The organism is Collinsella sp. AF23-2 (assembly GCF_003459245.1).
Lineage (GTDB): Bacteria > Actinomycetota > Coriobacteriia > Coriobacteriales > Coriobacteriaceae > Collinsella.
The window spans coordinates 15057-39599 of the sequence record NZ_QRVG01000021.1; the positions used below are offsets into that span (position 1 = coordinate 15057).

Below are 24543 nucleotides of genomic sequence, written 5' to 3' on the forward strand. Positions count from 1 at the left end.
CCATCCTGGCGGGGCGATAAGAGCTCTTCGGGACTTATAAACCTGCGGACAAGCCATACCCGCAAGAGCTCCTATCGCTCCACCGCGAGGATGCGCTCGCCAACACGCAGCACGCAAATAAGCTACTTCTCTACCAGATTCCCAGCACGTGTTGCATTCCCAAACTCATGCACGCAATGCCAATCCAGCAGCAAAAGCCCAATGCGATGGGCTTGCCGCCCTTTTTGACCAGCTCGACGATATCGGTATTAAAGCCAATAGCCGCCATAGCCATCACGATAAAGAACTTCGACAGCTCCTTGATAGGCGCCGTAACGGATGCAGGAAGCTGAAGCACCGTGGTGATTACGCTCGCCAGCACAAAGAACAGCACGAACATGGGAAACGCGCGTTTAAGCGAGAACGTGCTTTTGGCGTCGCCGCCGGCCTTGCGCGCCAGATGCATCTGCCAGCATGCGAGCACCAACGTAATGGGAATAATGGCCAGCGTCCTGGTGAGCTTGACCACTGTGGCGCTTTCGAGCACATTGGCGCCGGGATGCATGCTGTCCCAGGCGCTCGCCGCAGCCGTTACCGACGAGGTGTCGTTGATGGCGGTGCCGGCAAACAGGCCAAAGCCCTCGTTGGTCAGCCCGAGCATGCCGCCGAGCGTCGGAAACACGAGCGCCGCGATAACGTTAAACAGGAAGATGACCGAAATAGCCTGGGCAATCTCGCGATCGTCGGCATCAATGACGGGCGCGGTCGCGGCGATGGCAGAACCGCCGCAAATCGACGAACCCACACCCACAAGCGTCGCGATCTTGCCCGGCACGTTCATAACGCGGCAGAGCACGAAGGCGATGACAAGCGAGGTCGAAATCGTCGCCACGATAATCGGCAGCGACTGAGCGCCTTTGGACAGAATCTGCGAGAGGTTCATGCCAAAGCCAAGCAGGATTACCGCGTACTGCAAGACTTTTTTAGACGTATAGGTGACACCGGCGGCGAGCTGTTCGCGACGATTCTTGGGAAAGACGAGCGCCAGGACCATGCCAAAGAGGATGGCAAACACCGGCCCGCCGACCACCTCAACCTGTTTGCCGAGCAACGTCGCGGGGATGGCGACGATCAGGCAGAACAAGACACCCTTCCAGCGCTCGCGTACGATATTCGCCAGTTGCATATGGGATTCCTTCTTTCTATTTCACGTTTGCGACGGCTTATGATACGGCAACATTGGGCACAGCCTTGCGCAAATACAGACCAAGATGCCGCAACAGTTCTTGGTCAACAGCCGAATTACCCACCGCGGAGAGCCGATTCGCGGCATAATTAACAGCTGACATATCAGTGTGATAGAACGGTTGCGAGGCACTATGGAAGAATCGATGCACGTCGGCGAGCAGGAAACGAGCCTACAGGACCAGTCCTACCACACCATTCGACGCAAAATCGTCTACCTGGACTACAAGCCGGGCGAAAAGCTGGGCGTCAAGCAGCTTTGCGACGACCTGGATATGGGGCGCACCCCTGTGCGCGAGGCGTTGGTGCGTCTGGCGCAAGAGGGCCTGGTGCGTACCGTGCCCCAAAGCGGCACCTATGTCTCGCCCATCAACCTCACTCTCGCCGAGAGCGCCTGCTACATTCGCGAGCACCTGGAAAAGCAGGTGATTGTGGAGTGCTGCGCCCGTGCCACCTCGGCAGGCATCGAGCAGCTCGACCGCGCCATCGCGCTGCAGGAAAAGGCCATGGCCGAAGAGGATCGCATCGGCTTCTTTTTGAGCGACAACCTCATGCATCACATGATTTTTAGCATCGCATGTCGCAGCACCGTTTGGTCGTGGCTCGAAGAGACCAATGCCGACCTGGAGCGCTTCCGCTGGCTGCGCGCCGCCACGCAGGTTCTCGACAATCAGGACATCGTGAACGAGCACAAGCAGATTCGCCGCGCTATCGCCGGTCGCGACCCCATCGAAGCGAGCTTTTTGGTCAGCAAGCACCTGCACATGATGTTCCGCAACCAAACCGAAGTTCTGGACCAGTTCCCCGAGTACTTCGAGACCAGCAAGCTCCGCTAACCTGCCAAAAAGGGACAGGTTTATTTTGGCAGGTTTTATCTGGGCAAATGCAGAAAAGGCCCGGCTCCGCCTTGATGCGGAGCCGGGCCTTGGTCGTTAGGACGGCGGAATATTAGTTATTCCACGGTCACGCTCTTGGCGAGGTTTCGAGGCTGATCGACGTCGCAGCCGCGCAGGATGGCGACCTCGCGGGCGAGCAGCTGCAGCGGGACGCTCGCCGTGATGGGGCTGAACACGTCGCGGACTGCTGGCACGCGGATGATGCAGTCGGCGATCTTGTTGATCTCCTCGTCGCCCTCGGTGGCAACGACGATGACCTTGGCGCCGCGCGCCTTGCACTCCATAAGGTTCGACACGGTCTTGTCGTAGGTGGCGCTCTTGGTGGCCACGGCGATGACGGGGAAGCCCGGGTCGATCAGGGCGATGGGGCCGTGCTTCATCTCGCCGGCGGCGTAGGCCTCGGCGTGCAGGTAGCTGACCTCTTTGAGCTTGAGCGCGCCCTCGTAGGAAATAGCGGCACCCATGCCGCGACCCACGAACAGTGCGGACTGCGCGTCCTTGCACAGCAGGGCGGCCTCATGCACGGCCTCGGTCTGGGTATCCAAAATCCACTGGATCTGCTCGGCCGTATCGGAAAGCTCGCGGAACAGCATGCGCGCCTGCTTGGTGGTCAGGCGGTACTTGACCTGCGCTAGCAGCAGAGCCAAAAGCGTCAGGCTCACGACCTGGCCGATGAAGCTCTTGGTCGAGGCGACCGCGATCTCCTTGTTGGCCTTAGTGTAGATGACGCCGTCGCTCTCACGCGCCACGGGGCTGCCCACCACGTTGGTGATGCCGAAGACCTTGGCGCCCTTGATGCGCGCGTCGCGAATGGCGGCAAGGGTGTCGGCCGTCTCGCCCGACTGGGACACGGCAACGACAAGCGTCGTCGGCGTAATGATGGGATTGCGGTAACGGAACTCGCTGGCCGCCTCCACCTCGGTGGGGATGCGAGCCCAGCCCTCGATGAGATTCTTGGCAATGAGGCCAGCGTGATAGCTGGTGCCGCAAGCGATCACGTAGACGCGATCGATGTCGTTGAGCTCCTCGAGCGAAAGGCCCAGCTCGTCGATGTCGAGCTCGCCGGCCGGCGTCATACGACCGACCAGCGTGTCGCGCACGACGCGCGGCTGCTCGTGGATTTCCTTGAGCATAAAGTCGGGATAACCGCCCTTTTCTGCCATGTCCAGGTCCCAGTCGATGTGGGTGACCTTGGGCTCAATAACGTTGCCGCCCTCGTCGGTGTATTCGACGCCTGCGGGCGTGAGCTTGGCAAACTGACCGTCCTCGAGCACCACGACATCGCGGGTGGCGTCGATGAGCGCGATGACATCGGAAGCAACATAGGAGCCGGTTTCGCCCACGCCGACTACGATCGGGGAATCCTTGCGGGCCACGGCGATCACGCCGGGCTCGTCAGCGCACACGGCGGCCAGACCATAGGCACCGACCACGTGGGTACAGGCCTCGCGCACGGAGGCCATCAGGTCGTGCGTCTCGGCATAAGCCTCTTCGATCAGATGCGCGAAGACCTCGGTATCGGTCTCGCTCTTAAAGTGGTGGCCGCGGCCCTCCAGCTCTTCGCGCAGCTCGACGAAGTTCTCGATGATGCCGTTGTGGACGATGGCGATGCGACCGTCGCAGCTGGTGTGGGGATGGGCGTTAACGACGGAAGGCTTGCCATGGGTAGCCCAGCGGGTATGGCCGATGCCGCAGGTAGCGTCGCTGTCGATGTTGGAAAGCTCGCTCTCCAGGCCCGCGACCTTGCCCACGCGGCGGATGACGTCGAGGTGAGCCGCGGCGCCCTCGCCCACCTCGAGCGCAACGCCCGAGGAGTCATAGCCGCGATACTCCATACGCTTGAGGCCCGTGACCAGGATGTTCTTTGCAATATCAGAGCCGGTGTAGCCGACAATTCCGCACATAGGATAAATCCCTTCGTTCGCGTGACTGCAAGACGTCCACGCACAGGGGGCGCTGAGACGTATAACGTTCGAGTATTGTACTCACGCAAGCGCAAGCTGATATACCAGAAGTGGTATCTCAACTTAGATACCACCCGATGCACACATGCCCAAACCACCACGATGGGGACAGGCACCTTTGTGGTGGTTTGGGCTCCAGCGTTTGCCCAGATAAAACCTACCAAAATAAACCTGTCCCTAATTGGCAGGTTTTGACACCCTAGGGGCGGGCGATGCTACAATCTGGCTTGTACTTGAAACGCATCAAAGGGGCCGCTATGGCAAAGGTAAAAATCAGCGATGTCGCGCGCGAGGCGGGAGTCTCGCTGGGCACGGTTTCCAACGCGCTCAACCATCCCGAAAAGCTGCGCCCCGAGACCCTCAAACTTATCAACGAAACCATCAATCGACTGGGCTACCTGCCCAACCAAAGCGCCCGTCAGCTCGCAGGCGGCGCCACCAAGTCCTTTGGCCTAGTCCTCCCCCGCCTCGACCACGGCTTCTCGCTCCAAATTGCCAGCGGCGCCCACAACGAGGCCCGCAAGCACGGCTACGATTTACTCATCGCCAATGCCGATAACGACGATATTCTCGAGGATCATTACCTGCGCTATTTTATGGGCACGCAGATGTCCGGCGTCGTGGTTCAGCCCATGGCGTCTCCCGACTGGCACCCCGCCATGACCAAGATGCCCGTGCCGATCGTCCATCTTGACATCCACTGTTCCGAGCCCGGCTACTACGTGGCTGCCGACAACGAGGCACAAGGCCGCATCATCGCCGAGCTCGCCGTTGCCCGTGGCGCACGCCATATCACCGTTGTGGGCAGAGCGGCATTCATGCAGCTCACCTTGCGCGTACTTGGCATCCACAAGGCCCTCGCCCTGCATCCCGATATCAAGATCGAAGTCATCGACGCCGGCGAATGGAATACCGCTGCCGACGGCTACGGCATCGGTGCCCAAATCGCTGAGCGCCCCGCGGACGAGCGCCCCGACTTCGTGGTCGGCCTGACCGACGTATTGGCCTCGGGCGTTATCTCGGCGCTGATAGACAAAGGCATCTCCGTCCCCGAGCAGGTCCGCGTGGCCGGCTGCGACGGCAACCCGCTCGCCTGGAGCGGGTCGGTCCCACTCACCACGGTGGCACCCCCAGGCTACGAGATTGGCCGCAAGGGCATTCAATTGCTCATGGAGCAAATCGAAAACAAAGCCCCGGCGAAGACCAAGCACGCCCGTATCGGTTCCGCCGCACGCATCGTCACCGCGGTCACGGCCGTCGAGGACATCAACCGCCAAGAGCTCGTACGCCCGTTTTTACTGGAGCGCGCCAGCACCCAGGCAAGCAGTCACACCGAAGCCACCGCCATCAACCTCGGCGCCTACCTTTAGCACACGGCCTTGACCGCGGCCGTCAGGTCGAACAACGTATCGAGCACGGCCTCGCAGCCATCCACCACGTCCTGCGGCAGCGGCACGATATCGGGAACGGCAAAGACATGGCAGCCGGCCGTGATGCCCGAGACGCAGCCGTTGCGCGAATCCTCGACCACGGCACATTCCTCGGGGGCAAAGCCCGCGCGCTCGCAGGCAAGCAGATACATCTCGGGATCGGGCTTGCCGTGCACGACGTCCTCGCCGCAAGTCACCGTCTCAAACTTGTCAAAGAGGCCGACCATCTTAAGGTTGCGCTCGGCCGTAACGAGGCGCGACGACGTTGCAAGGCCCACGTGATAGCCCGCAGCCAGCAGCTCGTCTATGCACTCGGCAGCGCCGGCCTTAAGCTCCAGATCGGTCTTGACCATCTCGTCGCGAATCTCCTTGTGGCGATGATAGAGCGCCTCGGCGGTTTCTCTGCTGCCGCAATGCGCCTCAAGGATGTCCATGACATCGGGCAGTGTGCGACCGATAAATTGATGAATCAGCGTGTCATCAATCGCGACGCCCAGCTCAGCAGCGGGCGCTTTCCATGCCTTGATGCCCAGACGCTCGGTATCGACCAGCGTTCCGTCCATGTCAAAAATAACAGCCTTGATCATATCGGTCCCCTCACCGGATTGCGTTACTGCCACTCTACCGCACTTTACAAACTTGTATATAACGTATATAGCATATTGCACTTTCGTTACATAGGTAGAAATCTTATGACAAGCAGCCCGGTAGGATTATAGTTTTCGACCGAGTACTCAACGATAAGGATCGTTTCATGATTTTAGACACCACGGCACCCGCAGAGGAGCTTCAGGACAAACTCGCAACGCTCGAGCAGCTGCTTTTGGCATATGGACGCGTCGCCATCGGCTTTTCCGGCGGCGTCGACAGCAGCTTTTTGGCCGCGGTCTGCGCCCGTATCATGCCTGCCGACACGCTTCTCGTCCACCTCACCACGCCGCTCATCGGCACGCCCGAGCAGGCTTCGTTTGAGCGGTCCGTTGACGGGCAAGCCGAAGAAGGGCCGCATTTTAAGCTCCCTGTGCTCAACCTTTCGGTCGATCAGCTGCAGCTCCCCCAAGTAGCCTGCAACGATGCCGACCGCTGCTACCACTGCAAGCACGCCGGCTTTACCGCTATCGTCAACCACGCCAAGTCGCTCGGCTTCCCCACCGTCATCGATGGCAGCAATGCAAGCGATCGCGGTGACTACCGCCCCGGCATGCGCGCGGCAGAAGAGCTCGGCGTACGCTCGCCGCTTATGGAGGTCGGCTTTACCAAGGACGAAGAGCGCAAGCTGTTGCGCGCATGGGGCTACCCCGTTTGGAACCTGCCGGCAGGCGCTTGCTTGGCCACACGCGTCCCTACGGGCGAAGAGCTGACGCGCGAGAAGGTCAATCTAATCCGCGCCTGCGAGGACTACCTGCACGATCTTGGTCTGGCACAGGTTCGCGCGCGCTTGGTCGGCGGGTGCATGCATATCGAGGCCGCTCCCGCAGATGTCACTAAGATTGCCGCCCTCGGCAGTGCTGCCGTCGACGGCGAGGGCAAGACCCCGTTGCCCGCCGCCATCGAGTCCGCGCTGCGCGAGCTGGGCTGCGGCCACATCTCCTCCAAGGTCACCCCCTACATCCACGGCAACATGAATCTTTAAGTTACGCCGTTTTACAAACGGCGTAACCGCTCGGCGCTGCACAGGCCCCGGGCACGGCAATCTGACGTTCAACTGCACGGGCGCGACCAAAAGGCCAGCGCCCGCTTGTTTCACGTCATCTTGCCGCACCCGGAACCTGCTCGCTCGCGCATGCTCAACCTGAACACATAAATTGCCACCTTCCAAAAAGGGACAGGTTTATTTTGGCAGGTTTTATCTGGGGAAACGCCGAATAGCCCCACATTCACAACCGCCGCAGTCCATATGAGGCAAATGAACCGGCGGCATTTGTCCCAAATCTTGAGTATTTGTTCGGCGGAGCGGCCTCAGCCGGCTCCTGCTAGACTGGTAGATTCCGAACCGTCCATCCAGGAGCCTCAATGTCGCGCAAGTCCGCCTACAAGCAAGTACTTTCCATCGGCACCGCCGTGGTGCTGGGGTTTGCGCTGTTTACGGGATCGCTCGACGGAGCTCCCAAGCTGCTCTCGCCGCAAAGCGATGAACAGGCGGCGGCTCTGGCCGAGAAGCAAAACGAGAGTCCCAACCGCACCGACGACGAAGCGGACTTGGTCGCCCGGCTCGAATCGGGAACAGCGAGCTCCACGGACTCCGAAGATGATCAGGACTCCGGCGATGGCTCTGAATCCGCCACGACCGACACCGCTGACGATGCCTCTTCAAACGTCACCCCCATCGACGAGGTCGAAAACCCCGATCTCGACCGCGCCCGCGGCGTATATCTCAGCAGCATTCCCGACTACGCCGGCAACCCCTACGTTGCCCTTCGCGCCGACAGCACGCACCCGTTGGGCACGCCATCATTCACGCTCGACGAATACGAGCGAGCTACCGAAGAGGGCTGCTTTAAGAAGTTCTCCAAGCTCGATAGCCTGGGCCGCACCCGCAAGGCACTCGCCTGCGTGGGTCCCGAATCGCTCGGTCAGGGCAAGCGCGGCGATATCTCGCGTATCCATCCCGCCGGGTGGCACCAGCAGCGCTACGACTTTATTCCGGGTCAGAGCCTCTACAACCGCTGCCACCTTATCGCCTGGTCGCTCTGCGGCGAAAACGCCAACCGCAAGAATCTGCTCACCGGCACGCGCTATCTCAACGAAACGGGCATGTTGCCGTTTGAAGAGCAGATCCTCGACTACATCCACGACACAGGCAACCATGTGCTCTACCGCGTCACACCCATGTATAACGAAGAGGAGCTCGTCTGCCGCGGCGTGCGCCTTGAGGCGCAATCGGTCGAGGACCACGGCAAGACCCTCTGCTTCCACGTATATTGCTACGATCTGCAGCCGCACGTGCAGATCGACTACGCCACCGGCCGCAATCAGGCCTCGGGGGACTAGGGCCGACCAAGCTGCCCCAAAACCTAAAATGATCCGTTTTCCTCCGTCCCCCAGGGATCAAAAAGGGCCGCCCCGGATTGCCCAGGGCGGCCCTTGCACCGGCATGCATGTTGCAGGCAACGCCACGCGCTACTTGGCGCGGCCCTCCTCATAGCGCTCGACCAGCTTGGCCTGAACGTCATAGGGCACCTGCTCATAGCCCGCGGGCTTCATGGTAAAGTCGCCCGTGCCGCGCGTGATGGAGCGCAGGCGCGTCGAGTAATCCGTCAGCTCGGCCAGCGGCGCCTGGGCAATGACCACGGTGTCTCCGCGCTCATCGGTCTCCATGCCCGTCACGCGACCGCGCGAGGCCGAGATGTCGCCCATCACGGCGCCGGCGTAGCTCTCGGGGATCGTCACCGTGATTTCCTCGATAGGCTCCAGCACCACTGGATCGGCATCGGCGCATGCCTTGCGCAGGCCGATGCGAGCCGCCGCGCGGAACGCCATCTCGTTGGAGTCGACGCTGTGATACGAACCGTCGTACACCGCGACGCGAATGCCCGTGAGCGGGTAGCCGGCAATAATACCGTCCTTCATGGTCTCCTGGACGCCCTTGTCCACGGCGGGAATCAGCGAGCGCGGGATGCGGCCACCCACGACCTCGTCAACAAACTCATAGCCGTCGCTCGTGCCGTCGGGCCCAATGAGCGGCTCCACGCGCAGCCAGCAGTCGCCGTACTGACCGGCACCACCGGTCTGCTTCTTGTGGCGGCCCTGGGCGCTCGCCGTGCGGCGGATGGTCTCGCGATACGGAATGCGGATCGGCACGCTCTTGGCCACGACCTTGGTGCGATCCTCCAAACGGTTAAGCAACACCGAAACCTGCGCCTCACCCACGGCGGAGATGATAGTCTGCCCGGTCTCCTCGTCGCGGTCGATGCTCATGGTCGGATCGGCCTTGCATGCCTTCTCAATAAACGTGTAGAGCTTCTCTTCGTCGCCGCGATTCTCGGCCTCGATGGCGATGCGGTACTGCGAGTTGGGGAACTTAAACGCCGCCGCCTCGACCTTACCGGTAATGGAGAGCGTATCGCCCGTCTCTGCCGCCAACTTGGGCGCCACGATAATGTCGCCAGCATAGGCGTGACCGACCTCGGTCATATCGCGGCCGCACATCACATACAAGTGAGCCAAACGATCGCTCTTGCGGGTACGCGCGTTGACCAACTCAAGACCCGGCTCAAGCGTGCCCGTCAGCACCTTGATAAAGCTGATGCGGCCCTGCTGCGGATCGGCCAGCGTCTTAAACACAAACGCCACCGGACGGTCATCGTCACTCGAAATCTTAAGCGAATCACCGTCGATGAGCGGCATCTCGCCGTAGTCGGTCGGCGCCGGGAAGTACGTGGCGATGTCGTCCATCAGCGAGTTGACGCCCTGCTCCTTAATGCAATCGCCCGCAAAGACCGGCACAAAGATGCGCTCGGCGATCGCCTTAGACAGCAGGCCTTCAAGCTCCTCCTGCGTCAGCGTCTCCTCGCCTTCCAGGTATTTCATCATCAGCTCGTCGTCAGCCTCGGCCACCAGCTCGCACAGATGGTCATGGGCCTCCTCGGCCTGGGCACGATACTCCTCGGGAATCTCCGACTCAACGGCCTCGGCGCCGTTGCAGTGGCGCGCCTTCATGCGCACCAGGTCGATGATGCCGTCAAAGTCCTCGCCCTCGCCCCAGGGAAGGGTCACGGCGCCCAGGCGCGTGCCAAAGCGCTCCTGCAGCAGGTCCATCGTGGTCGCAAAGCTGGCCTCGGAGCGCGACAGGCGGTTTACGAACACCGCGCGTGCCAGGCGTAGGTCCTCGGCGGCATACCAGAGCTTAACCGTCGTAGGCTGCGGGCCGGCCTCGGCGTCGACCACAAACAGAGCCGTCTCGCAGACGCTCATCGCGGCAAAGGCGTCGCCGATAAAATCGGGGTAGCACGGGGCATCGAGCACATTGATGCGCGCGCCCTTCCAGTCGATCGGCGCGATGGTCGTCGAGATGGAAAATGCACGCTTGACCTCTTCGGGGTCATAGTCGAGCGTGGGCTTGGTGCCGTCGTGGCCGCCCAGGCGGGCGGTCTTGCCGGAAAGGTGGAGCATGGCCTCGGCGAGTGAAGTCTTGCCCACCCCGCCTTGGCCTACGAGCACCACGTTCCTTACGTTACCGGTCTTGGGAGCACCCATGATGACCTCCTTGCAGGGCCGCGCGCAATGCGCGACGCCAACGGGGAGAGTTCGCGGTCGGTGCCGTCCCGGGAGCAGCATGGTCGGCAGCCGAGCCGACTCACCCTCCAAATGTCCTATGCCACCACCCTACCCTCACGGGCGGCTGTCCATGCATACCTTTCGGCACACGTATGAATACAAGCGGCGAGAGGAAGAGACAAGCTTGTGAGGCAATTATTGAACCCCGTCGATGTAAACAAAAAGCCGCCACAGACCGTAAGACCTGTGGCGGCTTCGCCTCAATTGCCTCAATTAATAGTTGAGTAAATACCTGAGTCTATCCCTCGATACGGCTCAAGAACTCACGCGTGCGCTGCTCGCGCGGATGGTCGATAACCTGCTCGGCAGGTCCCTCCTCGACAATGCGACCGCCGTCCATAAAGACCACGCGGTCGGCAACATCGCGCGCAAACTGCATTGCGTGGGTCACGATTACCATCGTCATATTCTGCGCCGCCAGGTCCTTAATGACACGCAGCACCTCAGCCGTCAGCTCGGGATCGAGCGCCGAAGTCGGCTCGTCAAAGAATAAGATTTCCGGATCGAGTGCCAGGGCGCGGGCAATACTCACGCGCTGCTGCTGACCGCCCGAAAGCTCACACGGCACCTTGTTCTCGTTGCCCGTAAGCCCCATCTGCGCGATCAACTCATGCGCACGCGCCTCCGCCTGCTCACGCGGGCGCTTGAGCACGCGAATCGGAGCATCGGTGATGTTTTTCATCACCGTATAGTGCGGGAACAGGTTGTAATTTTGGAACACCAGACCGAATCGCGAGCGCGCCTGCTTGGGCACATCGCCCTTCGCATAGACCGCGCCCGAACCCGCATCCGTCGCAACGGCAAGGTCGCCAAACGAGAGCGAGCCTCCGTCGAGTGTCTCGAGCAGCGTGGCACACCGCAGCAGCGTGGACTTACCGCCACCCGAAGGCCCGATAATCGCCACGACCTCGCCACGCTTTACCTCGAGTGAGATATCCTTGAGCACCTCATTGCCGCCAAACGCCTTGCGCGCGTTCGTTATCATCATTACCGTTCCGAACACGGGAACCTCCATGTGTTTGAGAAGTCAGCGAGCGTGTGGCTGACGAGACAATGTGCTTCGAAAGAGGAGCGCCGCGTACTTCTGTACGCAAGCGACGGTTTGAGGAGCAGATTGGCCGTCAGGCACGCGCGCAGCGTCGAGCAGTCCGCCGTTCGCTAGAACGGCGGAACGATCTAGTCATGATAATAGTCCAGCTTCTTTTCGGCGGCGCCCAGCAGCATCTCGACCACAAAGTTAAAGACCCAGTAGATCAGCGCCGCAATCGCAAACGGCACCATGCTCACTTGCGAGGCAACCAGCGCCTTGGCCGTCGAGAACATCTCCCCCACGCCGATGGCAAACGCCAGCGAAGTGTCCTTGACCAGCGTGATGATCTCGTTGCCCATCGCCGGCAGAATACGCTTGGCGACTTGCGGCATCACAATGTACAAAAATGTCTGCAGACGCGAATAGCCTAGCACCTCGGCTGCCTCGTATTGTCCGCGCGGAATGGACTGCAAGCCCGAGCGATAGATCTCGGCAAAGTAGCCGGCGTAGTTGATGATGAACGCCACAACGCACGCCGTCCATTTGGAATCGGGCGTGAGCGAAATGCCGAACACGTAGTACGGGGCGAAGTAGATGGCAAACATCTGCAGCATGAGCGGCGTACCGCGCATGACCGAAATGTAGATGCGCGCAATCCAGCGAAGCGGCGCAATTTTGCTCATGCGCATAAACGCCACGGGGATTCCCAGCGGAATCGACCCCAGCAGCGTCAGCACAAACAACTGCAAGCTGACCAAGAATCCCTGGCCAAGCATCTGCATCATGACCTGAATAGACAACCTAAGCTCTCTTTCACAGCAACGGAACAGCGAACCCAATGCTAAAGCGGGTTTTCCAGGTGCCCGAGGTTGCCGCGAAAGAGGAGCGACGCGTACTTTTGTACGCGAGCGACGGTTTGAGCGGCAAGATCGGGTGCCTGGGAAAGCCGTTATTTGAGAACCCAGTTGTCGAAGGAAAGACCGTAATCTGCATATTTATCGCACAGGTCCTTGACCGTGCCGTCCTCATAGAGTGCCTTGAGCGACTCGGTCACGGCGTCGGCCGACTTGGTGTCCCCCTTCTTAAAGCCGACGGCGTAGTGCTCGCTGGACAGCGGCTCATCAAGCTGCGTATAAGCATCGGGCTTGGCGGCAAGCTGATACTGGGCAATCGAAAGGTCGCAAGCCACGGCATCGACCGCGCCGCTCTCGAGCTGCATAAAGGCCGTGTTGTACTCGCCGATCGTGTCGAGCGTGGCAAACGTCGCCGCCAGATCCTTCTGGTCACCCTCGAGCACATCCTGCGCAGCGGAATCGGTCTGGGTAATCACGGTCTTGCCGGCAAGATCGTCCCAGCTCTTGATGCCCGCATCCTTCTTTACCACCAGCACCTGCTCGTTGAGCATGTACGGCTCGGAGAACGTGTAGTCGTCCTCGCGACCCTCCATGGTAAAGCCGTTCCAGATGCAGTTGATGGCGCCGGAGTTGAGCAGCGTGTCCTTGGCATCCCAATCGATGGCCTCGTATTTGACCTCCCAGCCCTGCTTATCGGCAACAGCCTTGGCAAGATCGAGATCAAAGCCGGTGTACTCGCCATCGTCGCCCACAAAGCCGTACGGAGGATAGGACTTATCAAAGCCCACCACGAGCTTCTTGGACTCCGCAGCGCCCTTCACATCCTTGGCCGCGGCAGAGCCAGCAGCGAAGCCCTTGCCGGCACCACCGCCGCAACCGACAAGATCAAGGCCAAGCACCGTGGCGAGCGAGCCGGCTAGACCAACAAACTGACGACGAGACATATCGGTATTCATGGTATTCCCCCTTGATGGCACTTTAGTTAGATAAAGTGAGTCATGTAACGTTCAGAATCATACACTTTACCTTGATAGAGTACAAGGGAAGGTTTGCCCGGCGTGGGCGGGGAGCGGCGCGTAATTAAGTTTCCCGCTCTACAGTCCTGCGCAAGACGGAAAGCACGCATGGAGCACTAGGTTGGAGCACCCGGCTGGGTGGCGCCCGGCGCGGAGTTTAATTTGCTGCTCTACAGTCCTGCTCACGACGGAGGCCACATTAAGTGGCCTCCTGTTCGTGCGGAACTCGCGACAAATTAAACTCCGCGCCGGGCGCCACCCAGCCGGGAGACAACGTGCTCGGAACCTTAAATAGCCTCCTCTCCAAACGGGCACGTTGAATGCACGGTACAATTGCTTCGGACTTTTCTTTTATTTAATAGTGGGGTTAATTCATGGCAGAATCTCGTGCGGAGCGTAAAGCTCGTCGTGCTTTGATCGAGGCGGCTGAGGGGTCGGAGGAGAAAAAATCTTCCAAGAAATCCAAGTCGTCTCAGGATGCGAAGGGTAAGTCGGCGAAGGGCAAGGTTAAGACCAAGCGTTCTGGCTCTCGTCAGGGCGGGGATAAGGCGCCTCACGTTCGTTCCAAAGGCTCGCGCAAGGATTCGGCTCAGCCTGCGCGTAAGGCCGTGGATCCCAAGTCTCCCTGTTCGATCATGAAAGCTTGTGGTGGGTGTACGGCACTCAATCGTCCTTATAAGAAGCAGCTGGCGGCCAAGCAGGCTGCTATGGAGGAGCTGTTTGCTGAGCTCTGTGAGCGCGAGGGTGTTGCCGCGGATCCCATTCGCGGTATGGGTGTTACCTTGGGCGACCCGGGTAAATATCCTGCGCCGCGTGGCTTTCGTCATAAGGCTGCCACTCCCTTTGCTCCCGGTAAGGAGGGCGCCATCCGTTGCGGTTTCTTTGAGCGCGGCACGCACAAGATCGTTGCCGTACCCGAATGCCCCGTCGAGGCACCGGGCGCCCGTCAGATTCTCAACGGCATCGCGCGTGAAGCTGAGCGCCTGCACATTCCCGCCTTTAACGAGGACAAGCATCTGGGCTTGCTCCGCTATGCCGTCGTCCGCTGCGGTTGGCGTACCGACCAGGTCATGGTCACGCTCGTAACCGCTCAGCGCGACTTGCCGCATGCGCAGGAGTTCTTTGAGGCTGTCGCCGCACTCAATCCGCACATCGTCACCGTCGCCCAAAACATCAACGGACGCCCCGGCAACGCCATCCTCGGCGAGGAAACTCGCATCGTGTATGGCGCCGAATGCATGCGCGACCAGCTGCTCGGCTGCGAGTTCGATATCTCCCCCACCGCGTTTTATCAGACCAACCCGCAACAGACCGAGCTGCTCTATCAGCTCGCTATCGACGGCATGGATTTGCACCAGGGCGATGTGCTCATGGATGCCTACTGTGGCAGCGGTACCATCGGTCTTTGCGCCGCGAAGGATGCCCAGAACAAGGGTATCGGCATTATGCTGCTCGGCGTGGAGCGCAACCCGGCGGGCATTGCCGACGCACGTCGCAATGCCGAGCTCAACGGCCTCACCCGCAGCACTTGGTTTATGGCCGACGACGCCACCGACTACATCCTAGATGCCGCCGACAACAACGAGCGGATCGATGTCCTTTCCATCGACCCGCCGCGCGCCGGCTCCACCCCCGAGTTCCTCGAAGCCGCCTGCGCACTCAAGCCGCGCCGCATCACCTATATCAGCTGCAACCCCGTGACCCAAGAGCGCGACCTGCACCAGCTCCTCGACGGAGGCTATCGCCTGCTCAAGATCACGCCCGTCGACATGTTCCCCCATACCGACCACACCGAAACCGTAGCGGTCCTCGAGCGCCGCTAATCCACCCCGGTAGATTTTCGGGACAAGAAAGGGGGCGGCCCGTCTGGACCGCCCCCTTCGCTTGGTTTATGAACTCCGCTACATCCCCTTGCGCAGGTCACACACGCCGGCTGCCGCCATCTCGCGCAGCAGCGTCTCGCGGTCGCGCGTCACGATCAAATCCAGCGGGAAGTGAATCTCGTCGAGCATCTTGCGAGCGTAATCGAGCTTACCAATTGCCATGCCAATGTGCGCATCGGTCGAAACGCCAATGCCAACGCCAAGCTCAGCGCAACGCTCGGCGATCTTGCGGCATACAGCCCAATGCTCAGTGTCGACACCGTGTTCAAGACTATGGTTGTTGATCTCGATGATCTTGTGCTTGGCCTTAGCCGCCAACAGCACCTCGTCGATATCGAACGGCACCCCCGAGCGACCCGCGTGGCCCAGCATGAACACCTTGGGGTGTTCCAAGGCGTTGATATACATCTCGGTCGCCTGGGCCAGCGTCGCGCCCTCAGCAATCTGCGGATTATGCACGCTTGCAACCAAATAATCCAAATTACGCGTAACCAAATCGAACAGTGAATGCTGACGGCTGTACGAATCGCCGGCGATATCGAGCGTGACAGGAGTGTCCTCGCCAAACAGGCTTCCGTCCAGCGAAACGATATCGGCCTCGGCACCACGCAGCACCAGCACGCCGCTCCAAATGCGCGGCCAGATATCCTGGTTGATAAAGAATTGGTAACTGCGCAGGTCATTGGGGCAAGCCGTAACCATAGAGCTCAGATGGTCGGCAGATCCGAGCACCTGCAGGCCACGCTCTGCCGCCCAGTACACATTCTCCTCAATGGTCGAATATGCATGCGCAGAGAACATCGTATGGGTATGAATGTCACAAGAAAGCAGGTAGGGCATCAGGTCTCCTTATCTGGCACGGCCGTCGCTTATATTCATTGTACGCATAGCCTTCGATAGTCGTAAAACCACTCCATCCCAAAGACACAACGTCCATGACAACGGGGTCCGGCTTAACACCAAACCCCGTTTCACGTAAAACATTGTAGGCAGAGCGCTTTACTTTTAACGATACTCGTCCGCCAACTGTTTCCAAGCGGGTAGCGAATTGACAATCGTTTCGTAACTCACGCAATAGCCCAGGCGGAACCAACCCGGCATACCAAAGCTGTCCGAAGGAACCGCAAGCAGCTCATACTTCTTTGCGCGCTCGCAAAACGCATTCGCATCGGGCTCCAACGCTTTCACCCATAGGTAGAACGCGCCATCCGGCTCAACATAGGCGTAGCCGTACTCCGCTAGTGCGTCGGTAAGCGCGGTGCGGTTGCGTGCATAGGCCTCAACGTCACTCGGCTCATCGATGCAGTCGATAATTACGCGCTGGAAGAGCGCCGGCGCGCACACGAAGCCCAGCGTACGGGCGGCACCGGCAACGGCGGGCATTAGACGATCTGCCTGAGGATTCGTATTGGGAACAAGAATCCATCCCACGCGCTCGCCCGGCAGCGAAAGCGACTTAGAATACGAGTAGCACACCACGGTGTTCTCGTAGATCGAGGGCACCCAAGGCACCTCGGCACCGTACACGATCTCGCGGTACGGCTCATCAGAAATGAGCATAATCGGATTCTCGGGATCGCGCTGAGCGTTGGCCTCGCGCAGAACATTGGCCAGCCGCGTCAGCGTGTCGCGCGTATATACGGCACCGGTCGGGTTGTTGGGCGAGTCGATAATGACGGCAGTCGTCTTATCGGTAATCGCCTTGAGCACGTTGTCCACGCTCAGCTGGAACGTATCTTCATCGGCGAGCGCCTCAACACACGCGCAGCCGGCCTTCTCAATCCAAACGCGATACTCCGGAAAGTACGGGGCGATAACAATAACCTCGTCGCCCGGGTTCGTAACGGCGTTGAGCGTGCAGGTGAGCGAAGCCGCGGCACCCACCGTCATAAAGACGTCTTTGCCCTCATAGTTCGTTCCAAAGCGGCGGTTGAGCGATTCGGCGACGGCTGCTCGACATTGCGGCAGGCCCGGGGCGGGGGTGTAGCCGTGCAACTGGTCACTCGGCAGCCCCAAGGCCTTCTTAATGGACTCCGCCACGGCAGCCGGCGCCGGAACACTCGGGTTGCCCAGCGAAAAATCGAATACGTTCTCCGCACCGATCTGCGCCTTGCGCTCAAGGCCATAGCTAAAAATCTCACGGATGATGGAGCTTTCCGCACCGCGAGCAAACATAGTTTCGTTGATCATCTGTTCCCCTTTCGCATAGGCGCTATTGTACGCTTTAGCTGAGCAAAGTGCCGCAGCAATGTTGATTGGGGACAGACTTAAATGCGTGAAAACGCTCATTTAAGTCTGTCCCCAATCAACAGACGGCCCCATATCGCTCAAAAGAAAAAGCCTCCGCAGGTTTCCCCGCAGAGGCTTTCGCCACAAAGACTATTTGTCGTCGTCGGTGTCGGCACCGGCATTGACGGCACAGTCATCGCCGGCATCATCGGATGCGATCTCTGCATCTTCCTGCATAGCCGCCTGCGCAAATGCCGCGGCGTCCGCCGCAAGCTCCTCCTCGCTCATACGAGGCGCACGCTTCTTGGTCGGCATGCCGGCCGCCTTGGCATTGCGCTCCTCCTTGGCCGCCAGGATATCGCCCTCGCGCTCAAGATAGGCATCCCACTCGTTGTCGAGCAGGGCGTTCACGGCGTCGCCTTCGACGGTCTCGCGCTCAAGCAGCACCTTGGCCATCAGATCGAGCTGATCGCGACGGGCATCCAAAATCTCGACCGCACGGCGATGGGCCTCGCGCATGATGCGCTGAACCTCGATATCGATGCGGCGCGCCGTCTCCTCGGAGTAATCCTGGTGATCGGCGTAATCGCGGCCCAGGAATACCTGATGCTGTGCCTCACCAAACACCTGCGTTCCAAGCTCCTCGCTCATGCCCAGGCGCGTGACCATCTCGCGCGCCATCTTGGTCGCGCGCTCCAGATCGTTGCTCGCGCCCGATGTGATGTCGTCGCACATGAGCTCCTCGGCAACGCGACCGCCCAAGAACACGGCAAGCTCGTCGAGCATCTCGTTCTTGGTCTTGAGGAAGTGGTCCTCCTGCGGAAGCTGCAGCGTGTAGCCCAGCGCCTGGCCGCGGCTGACGATCGAGATCTTGTGAACCGGATCGGAATGCTCCAGGACGTGGCCCACCAGGGCGTGACCGCTTTCGTGGTAGGCAATCGTGGTGCGCTCGGCTTCGGTCATCACACGACCCTTGCGCTGCGGACCGGCAATCACGCGCTCCATCGACTCCTCGACCTCGTCCATCGAGATCACGGAACGATGACGGCGGGCAGCCAACAGTGCAGACTCATTGAGCAAGTTCGCCAGGTCGGCGCCGGTAAAGCCAACGGTCATCTGGGCGAGCTTCTCAAACTTAACGTCCTCGTCCATCGGCTTGTTCTCGGCATGCACGCGCAAGATCTGCTCGCGGCCCTTCACATCCGGACGGTCGACCGTAACCTGACGGTCAAAACGACCGGGACGCAGCAATGCCGGATCCAGGATGTCAGGACGGTTGGTCGCGGCGATCAGGATGACCGACTCGCTTTCCTCAAAACCGTCCATCTCGACCAGCAGCTGGTTGAGCGTCTGCTCGCGCTCGTCGTGACCGCCGCCCAGACCGGCTCCGCGCTGACGCCCCACGGCATCGATCTCGTCGATAAAGATGATCGACGGGGCCTGGGACTTGGCCTCCTTAAAGAGGTCACGCACGCGGCTGGCGCCGACACCCACGAACATCTCGACAAAGTCAGAACCCGAGATGCTAAAGAACGGCACGCCCGCCTCGCCGGCAACGGCCTTGGCCAGCAGGGTCTTACCAGTACCCGGAGGGCCAACCAGCAACACGCCACGCGGGATCTTGGCGCCCAGCTTGCGATAGCGGTCCGGATCGCTCAAAAAGTCGCGGATCTCCTCGAGCTCCTCGACTGCCTCGTCCACACCGGCAACATCCTCAAACTTGACCTTGGGGCGCGTGGCCTCGTTGGTCTTGGCGTTAGTCTTGCCAAACTGCATGTTCCTGTTGTTGGCGCCCATCATCTGGCGCATAAAGTAGAACATGATGGCGATCAGGGCGATCGTCGGAAGCACGCTCATCGCCAGGTCGCCCCAAAAATCGGGGTCATTGGTGTTGACGATGTACTTGGTATCGGGGTGCTCCGCCATAAGCTCGGCAAGCGAATCGGAGCCGACATAGGTCGAGGAGAAGCTCTTGAGCTCGCTCGTATCGCCCTTGTCCTTTTTTGTCTTCCAGTAATGACCCGCCACGCTTCCGTCTTGAACCGTATAGGTCAAATCTTCGACACGGTCCTGCTTAATGGCGTTGACCATCTCGCTCGTCGCGAGCTTAACGGTATTGCTGGAGTTGGCAAAGCCGGAGCCCATGTTAAAGAAGGCGTAGCCCAGAAGCGCGCAAGCCAAAATAAAATACAGCCAGCCCGTACGCGTGGGCTTCTTGCCTCCGGGCATCCCCGGGATCTTAGGCTCCCGGGGAGTCTGGGAATTGTTATCGTTACGGTCATCGGGCATCTTACGAATAAACCTCCGGTTTCAAAATGCCCAGATACGGAAGGTTACGATAGCGCTCGGCATAGTCGAGGCCGTAGCCCACCACAAAGGCATCGGGGCAATGGGTTCCAACATACTTGGGCGTGACGGCCGAGGTACGGTCCTCAACGTCCTTCCACAGGAAGGCGGCGACCTCCAGCGAGGCGGGCTTGCGGCTCTCGAGGTTCTTCATCAGATACTTGAGCGTCAGGCCCGAGTCCAGAATGTCCTCGACGATCAGCACGTCGCGACCGCGGATGTCGATATCCAGGTCCTTAATGATACGCACGATGCCCGAGGACTTCACACCGTCGCCATAGCTCGAAACAGCCATGAAATCGATGTTGGTCGGCAGCTCGATCTTGCGCATCAGGTCGCCCATAAAGACCACGGCGCCGCGCAAGACCGCAATCAGCACCAGATCCTTACCCGCGTAGTCGCGAGTAATCTGCTCGCCTAGGCGAGAGACGATACCGTCGATATCCTCCTGCGTAAACAGAACCTTCTCGATATCCGGATGTTGAGAAGCCATGACAACCCTTTCTTGTGCTTATCGCCCACACACCGCCGTATGGACGCGAACTACACATTCTAGCAGCGCACGGGGTATATTTACCAGCCCGTGCGCCATCAGCGCGGGAATACCGTCAACGTCGCACAGAATAGCTGGCGTGGGACGCTATTCCGCATCGACCACACGAAGCAGATACGCCACGCGCGTTGCGGCCGTGCATTTAAAACGCTCGTCCGTGCGAACGCCTGCGACCCATACTACGGCACCTCCCGGAGCCGTTCTTACCACGGGTACGCCAGAGCGCTCAGATACGGGAATACGAGCCTCGTTGAGCAGGTCGGATACCTTCTTACTTCGCCCACTCATGCCCAACGGACACATCACATCCCCCGGCGCGGGACCGTCTACCCACAGACGCGCCAAACGCGCCTCGGCGGGAATCTCCCCGCGCGAGCCGGCGAGCATCCGTTCGTTATCGCGATCGGCAAAGCCCAGCGTCGCAGCATCCACCATCGCGACCACCCCTCCGGCACCCGCGAGTTCGCGGGCACGGCGCACAATATCACACCCCGGCTCGACGGCCATCGGCTCTGCCACAAGAATGCGGCCCGCCCCCAGCGGCAATCGACCGGGAATGGTGACCCAATCGGCAACTAATCCCTCGCGCGCCGCCGGAGCCTTGAATGACAGCATGCCAAACTCCACGCGCGCATCGATTCCCGCCGGCAGCGTGACCGAACCCGAGCCTTCGGCGACACAGGCGAGCACGCGCTCCACATGCCGCATCTCCGGGCGAGCGTCGGGGTCGATACGCTTAATTGCCAGTCGCACCATGCGCCGAGCAATCACCACCTCGGCCGCGGCCAGTCGGCGAGCGTCAAGAACCAGTGCACCCGCCGCCTCCTTACGCAGGCAGCTTCGAAACGCCTGTGCGGAAAGCTGGGAAAGAAAGGCATCCTCATCGCCCAAGATCTCGCAGGCGGCGCCAATCGTCTTACAGACACTCGCGTTGCGCTGCGCCACCACCGGCATCACTCGATGGCGCACATAGTTGCGCAGGTACGAAACGTCCTCGTTGCTTTCATCTTCCCGCCATGGCTGACCGTGCACCTGCAGATAGCCCACGAGTTCATCGTGCGTGAGGTCGAGCAAGGGGCGAACCACAATGTTCCGACGGCGCGGAATGCTCGATAGACCCGCGGGACCCGACCCTTTAATGGCATTCATCAAAAATGTTTCCGCGCGGTCCGACGAAGTATGCGCGGTACAGATACGAGCCGCCGTCCGCGGTGCGCCCGATTCAGCACAAAGTTCGCGAACATATCTCCGTGCCGCGGCATAGCGCACCTCGCGAGCCGCAGCCTCGATATTGCCCGATTCGTCATCAAAATAGGCATGCTCAACACACAGCGGCAAGCCGTATTGCGCGCACAGGTCACGTACAAAGGCCTCGTCGCCATCGGATGCCTCCCCGCGCAGATGATGGTTTACATGCAGCACGTGCAATCGCTCGCGCGCAATGGGAGCGACGCCGCGCCCGTCCTGGATATCCAGCTTTGATGTGCAAGCCATAAGGAGCAGCGCCGTCGAGTCCGCACCGCCTGATACCATGAGCACTACGGGGGCAGCGGCCCGCCGCGTTGCCAGGGCGCTCTTATCCGTCCTCGGCGCGGCATGATGTCCATAGTGCTGAGATACCGTTGGCATTCGCTTCCTCCTCTATTCGTCCGCACTCATTGTATCCTTTGGAATCTTATGTCTCGCCTGCACCTTCATATCCTCGGCAGCGGCTCAAAAGGCAACTGCGCACTCGTCGAGGGGCCTCAGGGGCTCATCATGATCGACAACGGCCTGTCCCGCCGCGAGACACTTAAACGCATGGCGGAGCTTGGCCTCTCGGCAGACGACGTCGCCTCTCTTGTAATCACCCATGAGCATGGTGACCATATCAAGGGGCTCGATGTATGGTGCAAGCACTGGCATGGTCCCCTCTTTGCCAGCAGGGACACCCTTTCATGCAAAGAAAACCTCGCGCACCTGCCCGTAGAGGAATTTGACCCCGGCGACACGCTCCCCATTGCCGGCATCCACGTGCAAACCTACTCAACATCGCACGATGTCATCAATCCTGTCGGCTATCGATTTAATGCTCTCGATGATTCCATTGGGTTTGCCACCGACACCGGAGAGTTATCGAGCAAGGCCATAGGCATCCTCAAAGACTGTCGAGTTCTCGCGCTCGAAAGTAACCACGATGTAACTATGTTGCGCGAAGGAGCGTACCCCCGCTTTCTTCAGGAGCGCATCCTGTCCACAAAGGGGCACCTCTCCAACAACCAGGCCGCCGAAGCCGCGCGCGAACTTGTTACCGATCGCACCGAACAACTCATCGCCATGCATATCAGCCAGGACAATAATCGTCCAAGCCTTACCGTCAAAAGCTATGCCAACGCGCTTGATGCAAGTCTCGATGATGAACTCGGCAGTTCTGCCACCCGTCTTCAAGGGCCACGGAAGCTCTCGATACGCCCTGCAAGCCAGTATCAACCGACAACCATTCAATAGCCCCTCAAGACAACAAAAGGGGGCTGGGAATCACTTCCCAGCCCCCTTAACTCATACTCTCGATTGAAGCAGAGCCATCGTTAGTCGATAGAGATCTTCGTGACGTTCTTCTTCTCGACAATCTTGGGAACCGTAACGGTCAGGATGCCGTCAGCATACTTAGCCGAAAGGCCCTCGCTCGAAGCGTCCTTCAGATACACGCCGCGCGTCGCACTGTACGAGCCGAACTCCTTCTGGAGGAAGTTCTTACCCTCGTTCTCCTCGTCCTCCACAACGTTCACGCTAATCGACAGGCGACCCTCGTTAAGCTCAACGTCGATATCATCCTTAGCGACGCCGGTCAGATAGGCCTTGACCTCATAACCATCGCCCTTGTCCTCGACATCAACGGGGAACGCCTTGGAAGCAATCGAGTTGTTTGCAAGATCGGTCATATCATCAAACAAATCGAACAGCGAGCTAGCAGAAGGACGAACGCCAAAAACCGAACGATAAGGAACCATGCTTGCCATGTTTACCACTCCTTTTAAGGACTGCCGAGTCATCTTCTAGGTGACTGGGACTTCTTTTGACGCTCTTATATATGCCCACCCAGTGCTCATATATACATCGACTATAAAGTTTTTTGAGTCCAGTACTATAAGCATATCTAAGTGTGTATGACTCAGGTCTTAGTAAGGTTAAGGTTCTTTGAACCAGAGCTTAAATAAGAAGTATGTTCGCAGCTACAAATAACAAGGGGCTTACAATGAGCGCGTACACGTTGTTGGTAACGAGCTAAAGGGCATCATGGACGACCAAAACCAGAACAATATGTTTATGCCGACGCAGGGCGAAGATACTTCTACGCAGCCGCCACGGTTCCATCGCCCCCACATCTCGCAAGAGCCCATTAATGATCCTGAGCCCGATTATGTGACGAGAAATCGATATCAAACGCTCGAGGATGCCCAAACGGGACGTAAACATATGGGCGTTGCCTCGGGAGACCCTGTATATCTGAAAGACGCACCATTATCTAAAAACAGCGCAGCTAGCGATGAGCCGATGAAAGCATCCGCCGCTCATCAACAAAGAGGGCCTCGACCCAAGCAAACCTTGACGCATTCGGCTCGCTATCTCGAAACGCCAAAACAGGGAAAATCAATCTTCGTTTCGTCAAGTAAACGACGCAAGCAGCATCAGCTGACAATTCTGCTTTTGATCATTGCGGCCATAGCAGTTGCCCTTGTTATACGATTTATTTTCTTTAAATAAAGGCTCAATACCAAAAACAACAAGATCGTCTGGTGTAATTGAGTCATTTACACCCCGTAAACGCAAAAAAGGGGGAGGCCGCGAGGCCTCCCCCTTC

At 59.4% G+C, this 24543-nt stretch carries 20 protein-coding genes; 7 read left to right on the forward strand and 13 right to left on the reverse strand.

Translation table 11 applies throughout. From position 1 onward, the window contains the following. Nucleotides 1-130 precede the first annotated feature (130 nt). Nucleotides 131-1165, reverse strand: a complete 1035-nt coding sequence (locus DWY03_RS08085; protein WP_117840402.1) for a YeiH family protein — start codon at nucleotides 1163-1165, stop codon at nucleotides 131-133. Nucleotides 1166-1358: 193 nt separating this feature from the next. Between DWY03_RS08085 and DWY03_RS08090 the strand changes: the two genes are divergently transcribed. Beyond that, nucleotides 1359-2060, forward strand: a complete 702-nt coding sequence (locus DWY03_RS08090; protein ID WP_226790702.1) for a GntR family transcriptional regulator — start codon at nucleotides 1359-1361, stop codon at nucleotides 2058-2060. A gap of 116 nt (nucleotides 2061-2176) precedes the next feature. On the opposite strand, the gene glmS is transcribed toward DWY03_RS08090, so the two are convergent. Beyond that, entirely contained in the window at nucleotides 2177-4024 is a 1848-nt protein-coding gene (glmS, locus tag DWY03_RS08095) for a glutamine--fructose-6-phosphate transaminase (isomerizing) (RefSeq protein WP_117840404.1), read from the reverse strand. 317 nt (nucleotides 4025-4341) lie between these two features. Between glmS and DWY03_RS08100 the strand changes: the two genes are divergently transcribed. Continuing rightward, the gene (locus DWY03_RS08100) at nucleotides 4342-5454 is read left to right on the forward strand and encodes a LacI family DNA-binding transcriptional regulator (protein ID WP_231500828.1); all 1113 of its coding nucleotides are present in this window, start codon (nucleotides 4342-4344) and stop codon (nucleotides 5452-5454) included. On the opposite strand, the gene DWY03_RS08105 is transcribed toward DWY03_RS08100, so the two are convergent. Beyond that, nucleotides 5451-6101, reverse strand: a complete 651-nt coding sequence (locus DWY03_RS08105) for an HAD family phosphatase (RefSeq protein ID WP_117840406.1) — start codon at nucleotides 6099-6101, stop codon at nucleotides 5451-5453. The two genes, DWY03_RS08100 and DWY03_RS08105, sit on opposite strands and share 4 nt — an antisense overlap. A gap of 167 nt (nucleotides 6102-6268) precedes the next feature. Here DWY03_RS08105 and DWY03_RS08110 point away from each other — a divergent pair, with 167 nt between their 5' ends. Further along, a complete protein-coding gene (locus DWY03_RS08110; protein WP_117840407.1) occupies nucleotides 6269-7147 on the forward strand; it encodes an ATP-dependent sacrificial sulfur transferase LarE in 879 nt (292 codons plus the stop codon). A 380-nt stretch (nucleotides 7148-7527) separates the two neighbouring features. Then, a complete protein-coding gene (locus tag DWY03_RS08115) occupies nucleotides 7528-8505 on the forward strand; it encodes a DNA/RNA non-specific endonuclease (protein WP_117840408.1) in 978 nt (325 codons plus the stop codon). A gap of 129 nt (nucleotides 8506-8634) precedes the next feature. Here the strand turns inward: DWY03_RS08115 and DWY03_RS08120 are convergent, their stop codons facing one another. The 4 genes from DWY03_RS08120 to DWY03_RS08135 form a co-directional block, all read right to left on the reverse strand. Further along, nucleotides 8635-10710 carry a translation factor GTPase family protein gene (locus DWY03_RS08120; RefSeq protein ID WP_117840409.1) on the reverse strand — a complete coding sequence of 692 codons (2076 nt, stop codon included), beginning with the start codon at nucleotides 10708-10710 and terminating at the stop codon, nucleotides 8635-8637. A gap of 319 nt (nucleotides 10711-11029) precedes the next feature. Then, a complete protein-coding gene (locus DWY03_RS08125; RefSeq protein WP_192934565.1) occupies nucleotides 11030-11779 on the reverse strand; it encodes an amino acid ABC transporter ATP-binding protein in 750 nt (249 codons plus the stop codon). Nucleotides 11780-11967: 188 nt separating this feature from the next. Next, nucleotides 11968-12621 (reverse strand): amino acid ABC transporter permease, encoded by a 654-nt coding sequence (locus tag DWY03_RS08130; protein ID WP_099432382.1) that lies wholly within the window; start codon nucleotides 12619-12621, stop codon nucleotides 11968-11970. A gap of 149 nt (nucleotides 12622-12770) precedes the next feature. Next, nucleotides 12771-13631: a transporter substrate-binding domain-containing protein gene (locus DWY03_RS08135; RefSeq protein ID WP_117840411.1), complete on the reverse strand. Its 861-nt coding sequence runs from the start codon at nucleotides 13629-13631 to the stop codon at nucleotides 12771-12773. A gap of 434 nt (nucleotides 13632-14065) precedes the next feature. On the opposite strand from DWY03_RS08135, the gene rlmD reads away from it, so the two are divergent. Next, nucleotides 14066-15514, forward strand: coding sequence for a 23S rRNA (uracil(1939)-C(5))-methyltransferase RlmD (gene rlmD, locus DWY03_RS08140; RefSeq protein ID WP_117840412.1), 1449 nt, complete (start codon nucleotides 14066-14068; stop codon nucleotides 15512-15514). 78 nt (nucleotides 15515-15592) lie between these two features. Here rlmD and DWY03_RS08145 read toward each other — a convergent pair whose 3' ends face one another. From DWY03_RS08145 to tilS, 5 genes are all read right to left on the reverse strand, one after another. Then, entirely contained in the window at nucleotides 15593-16414 is an 822-nt protein-coding gene (locus DWY03_RS08145; RefSeq protein ID WP_117840413.1) for a phosphatase, read from the reverse strand. A gap of 165 nt (nucleotides 16415-16579) precedes the next feature. Continuing rightward, nucleotides 16580-17764 (reverse strand): pyridoxal phosphate-dependent aminotransferase, encoded by a 1185-nt coding sequence (locus DWY03_RS08150; protein ID WP_117840414.1) that lies wholly within the window; start codon nucleotides 17762-17764, stop codon nucleotides 16580-16582. A 189-nt stretch (nucleotides 17765-17953) separates the two neighbouring features. Continuing rightward, complete coding sequence (ftsH, locus tag DWY03_RS08155) at nucleotides 17954-20032, reverse strand: ATP-dependent zinc metalloprotease FtsH (RefSeq protein WP_255413430.1); 2079 nt, start codon at nucleotides 20030-20032, stop codon at nucleotides 17954-17956. Between the two features lie 61 nt (nucleotides 20033-20093). Beyond that, a complete protein-coding gene (hpt, locus tag DWY03_RS08160) occupies nucleotides 20094-20642 on the reverse strand; it encodes a hypoxanthine phosphoribosyltransferase (RefSeq protein WP_055251779.1) in 549 nt (182 codons plus the stop codon). A 147-nt stretch (nucleotides 20643-20789) separates the two neighbouring features. After that, nucleotides 20790-22331, reverse strand: coding sequence for a tRNA lysidine(34) synthetase TilS (gene tilS, locus DWY03_RS08165; RefSeq protein ID WP_197032842.1), 1542 nt, complete (start codon nucleotides 22329-22331; stop codon nucleotides 20790-20792). A gap of 48 nt (nucleotides 22332-22379) precedes the next feature. On the opposite strand from tilS, the gene DWY03_RS08170 reads away from it, so the two are divergent. Then, nucleotides 22380-23189 (forward strand): MBL fold metallo-hydrolase, encoded by an 810-nt coding sequence (locus DWY03_RS08170; RefSeq protein WP_117736951.1) that lies wholly within the window; start codon nucleotides 22380-22382, stop codon nucleotides 23187-23189. A gap of 80 nt (nucleotides 23190-23269) precedes the next feature. Here the strand turns inward: DWY03_RS08170 and DWY03_RS08175 are convergent, their stop codons facing one another. Beyond that, nucleotides 23270-23701, reverse strand: a complete 432-nt coding sequence (locus tag DWY03_RS08175; RefSeq protein WP_117840416.1) for an Hsp20/alpha crystallin family protein — start codon at nucleotides 23699-23701, stop codon at nucleotides 23270-23272. A 277-nt stretch (nucleotides 23702-23978) separates the two neighbouring features. Between DWY03_RS08175 and DWY03_RS08180 the strand changes: the two genes are divergently transcribed. After that, on the forward strand, nucleotides 23979-24446 hold the full coding sequence (locus tag DWY03_RS08180; RefSeq protein WP_117635976.1) for a hypothetical protein: 468 nt from the start codon (nucleotides 23979-23981) through the stop codon (nucleotides 24444-24446). Nucleotides 24447-24543 lie beyond the last annotated feature (97 nt).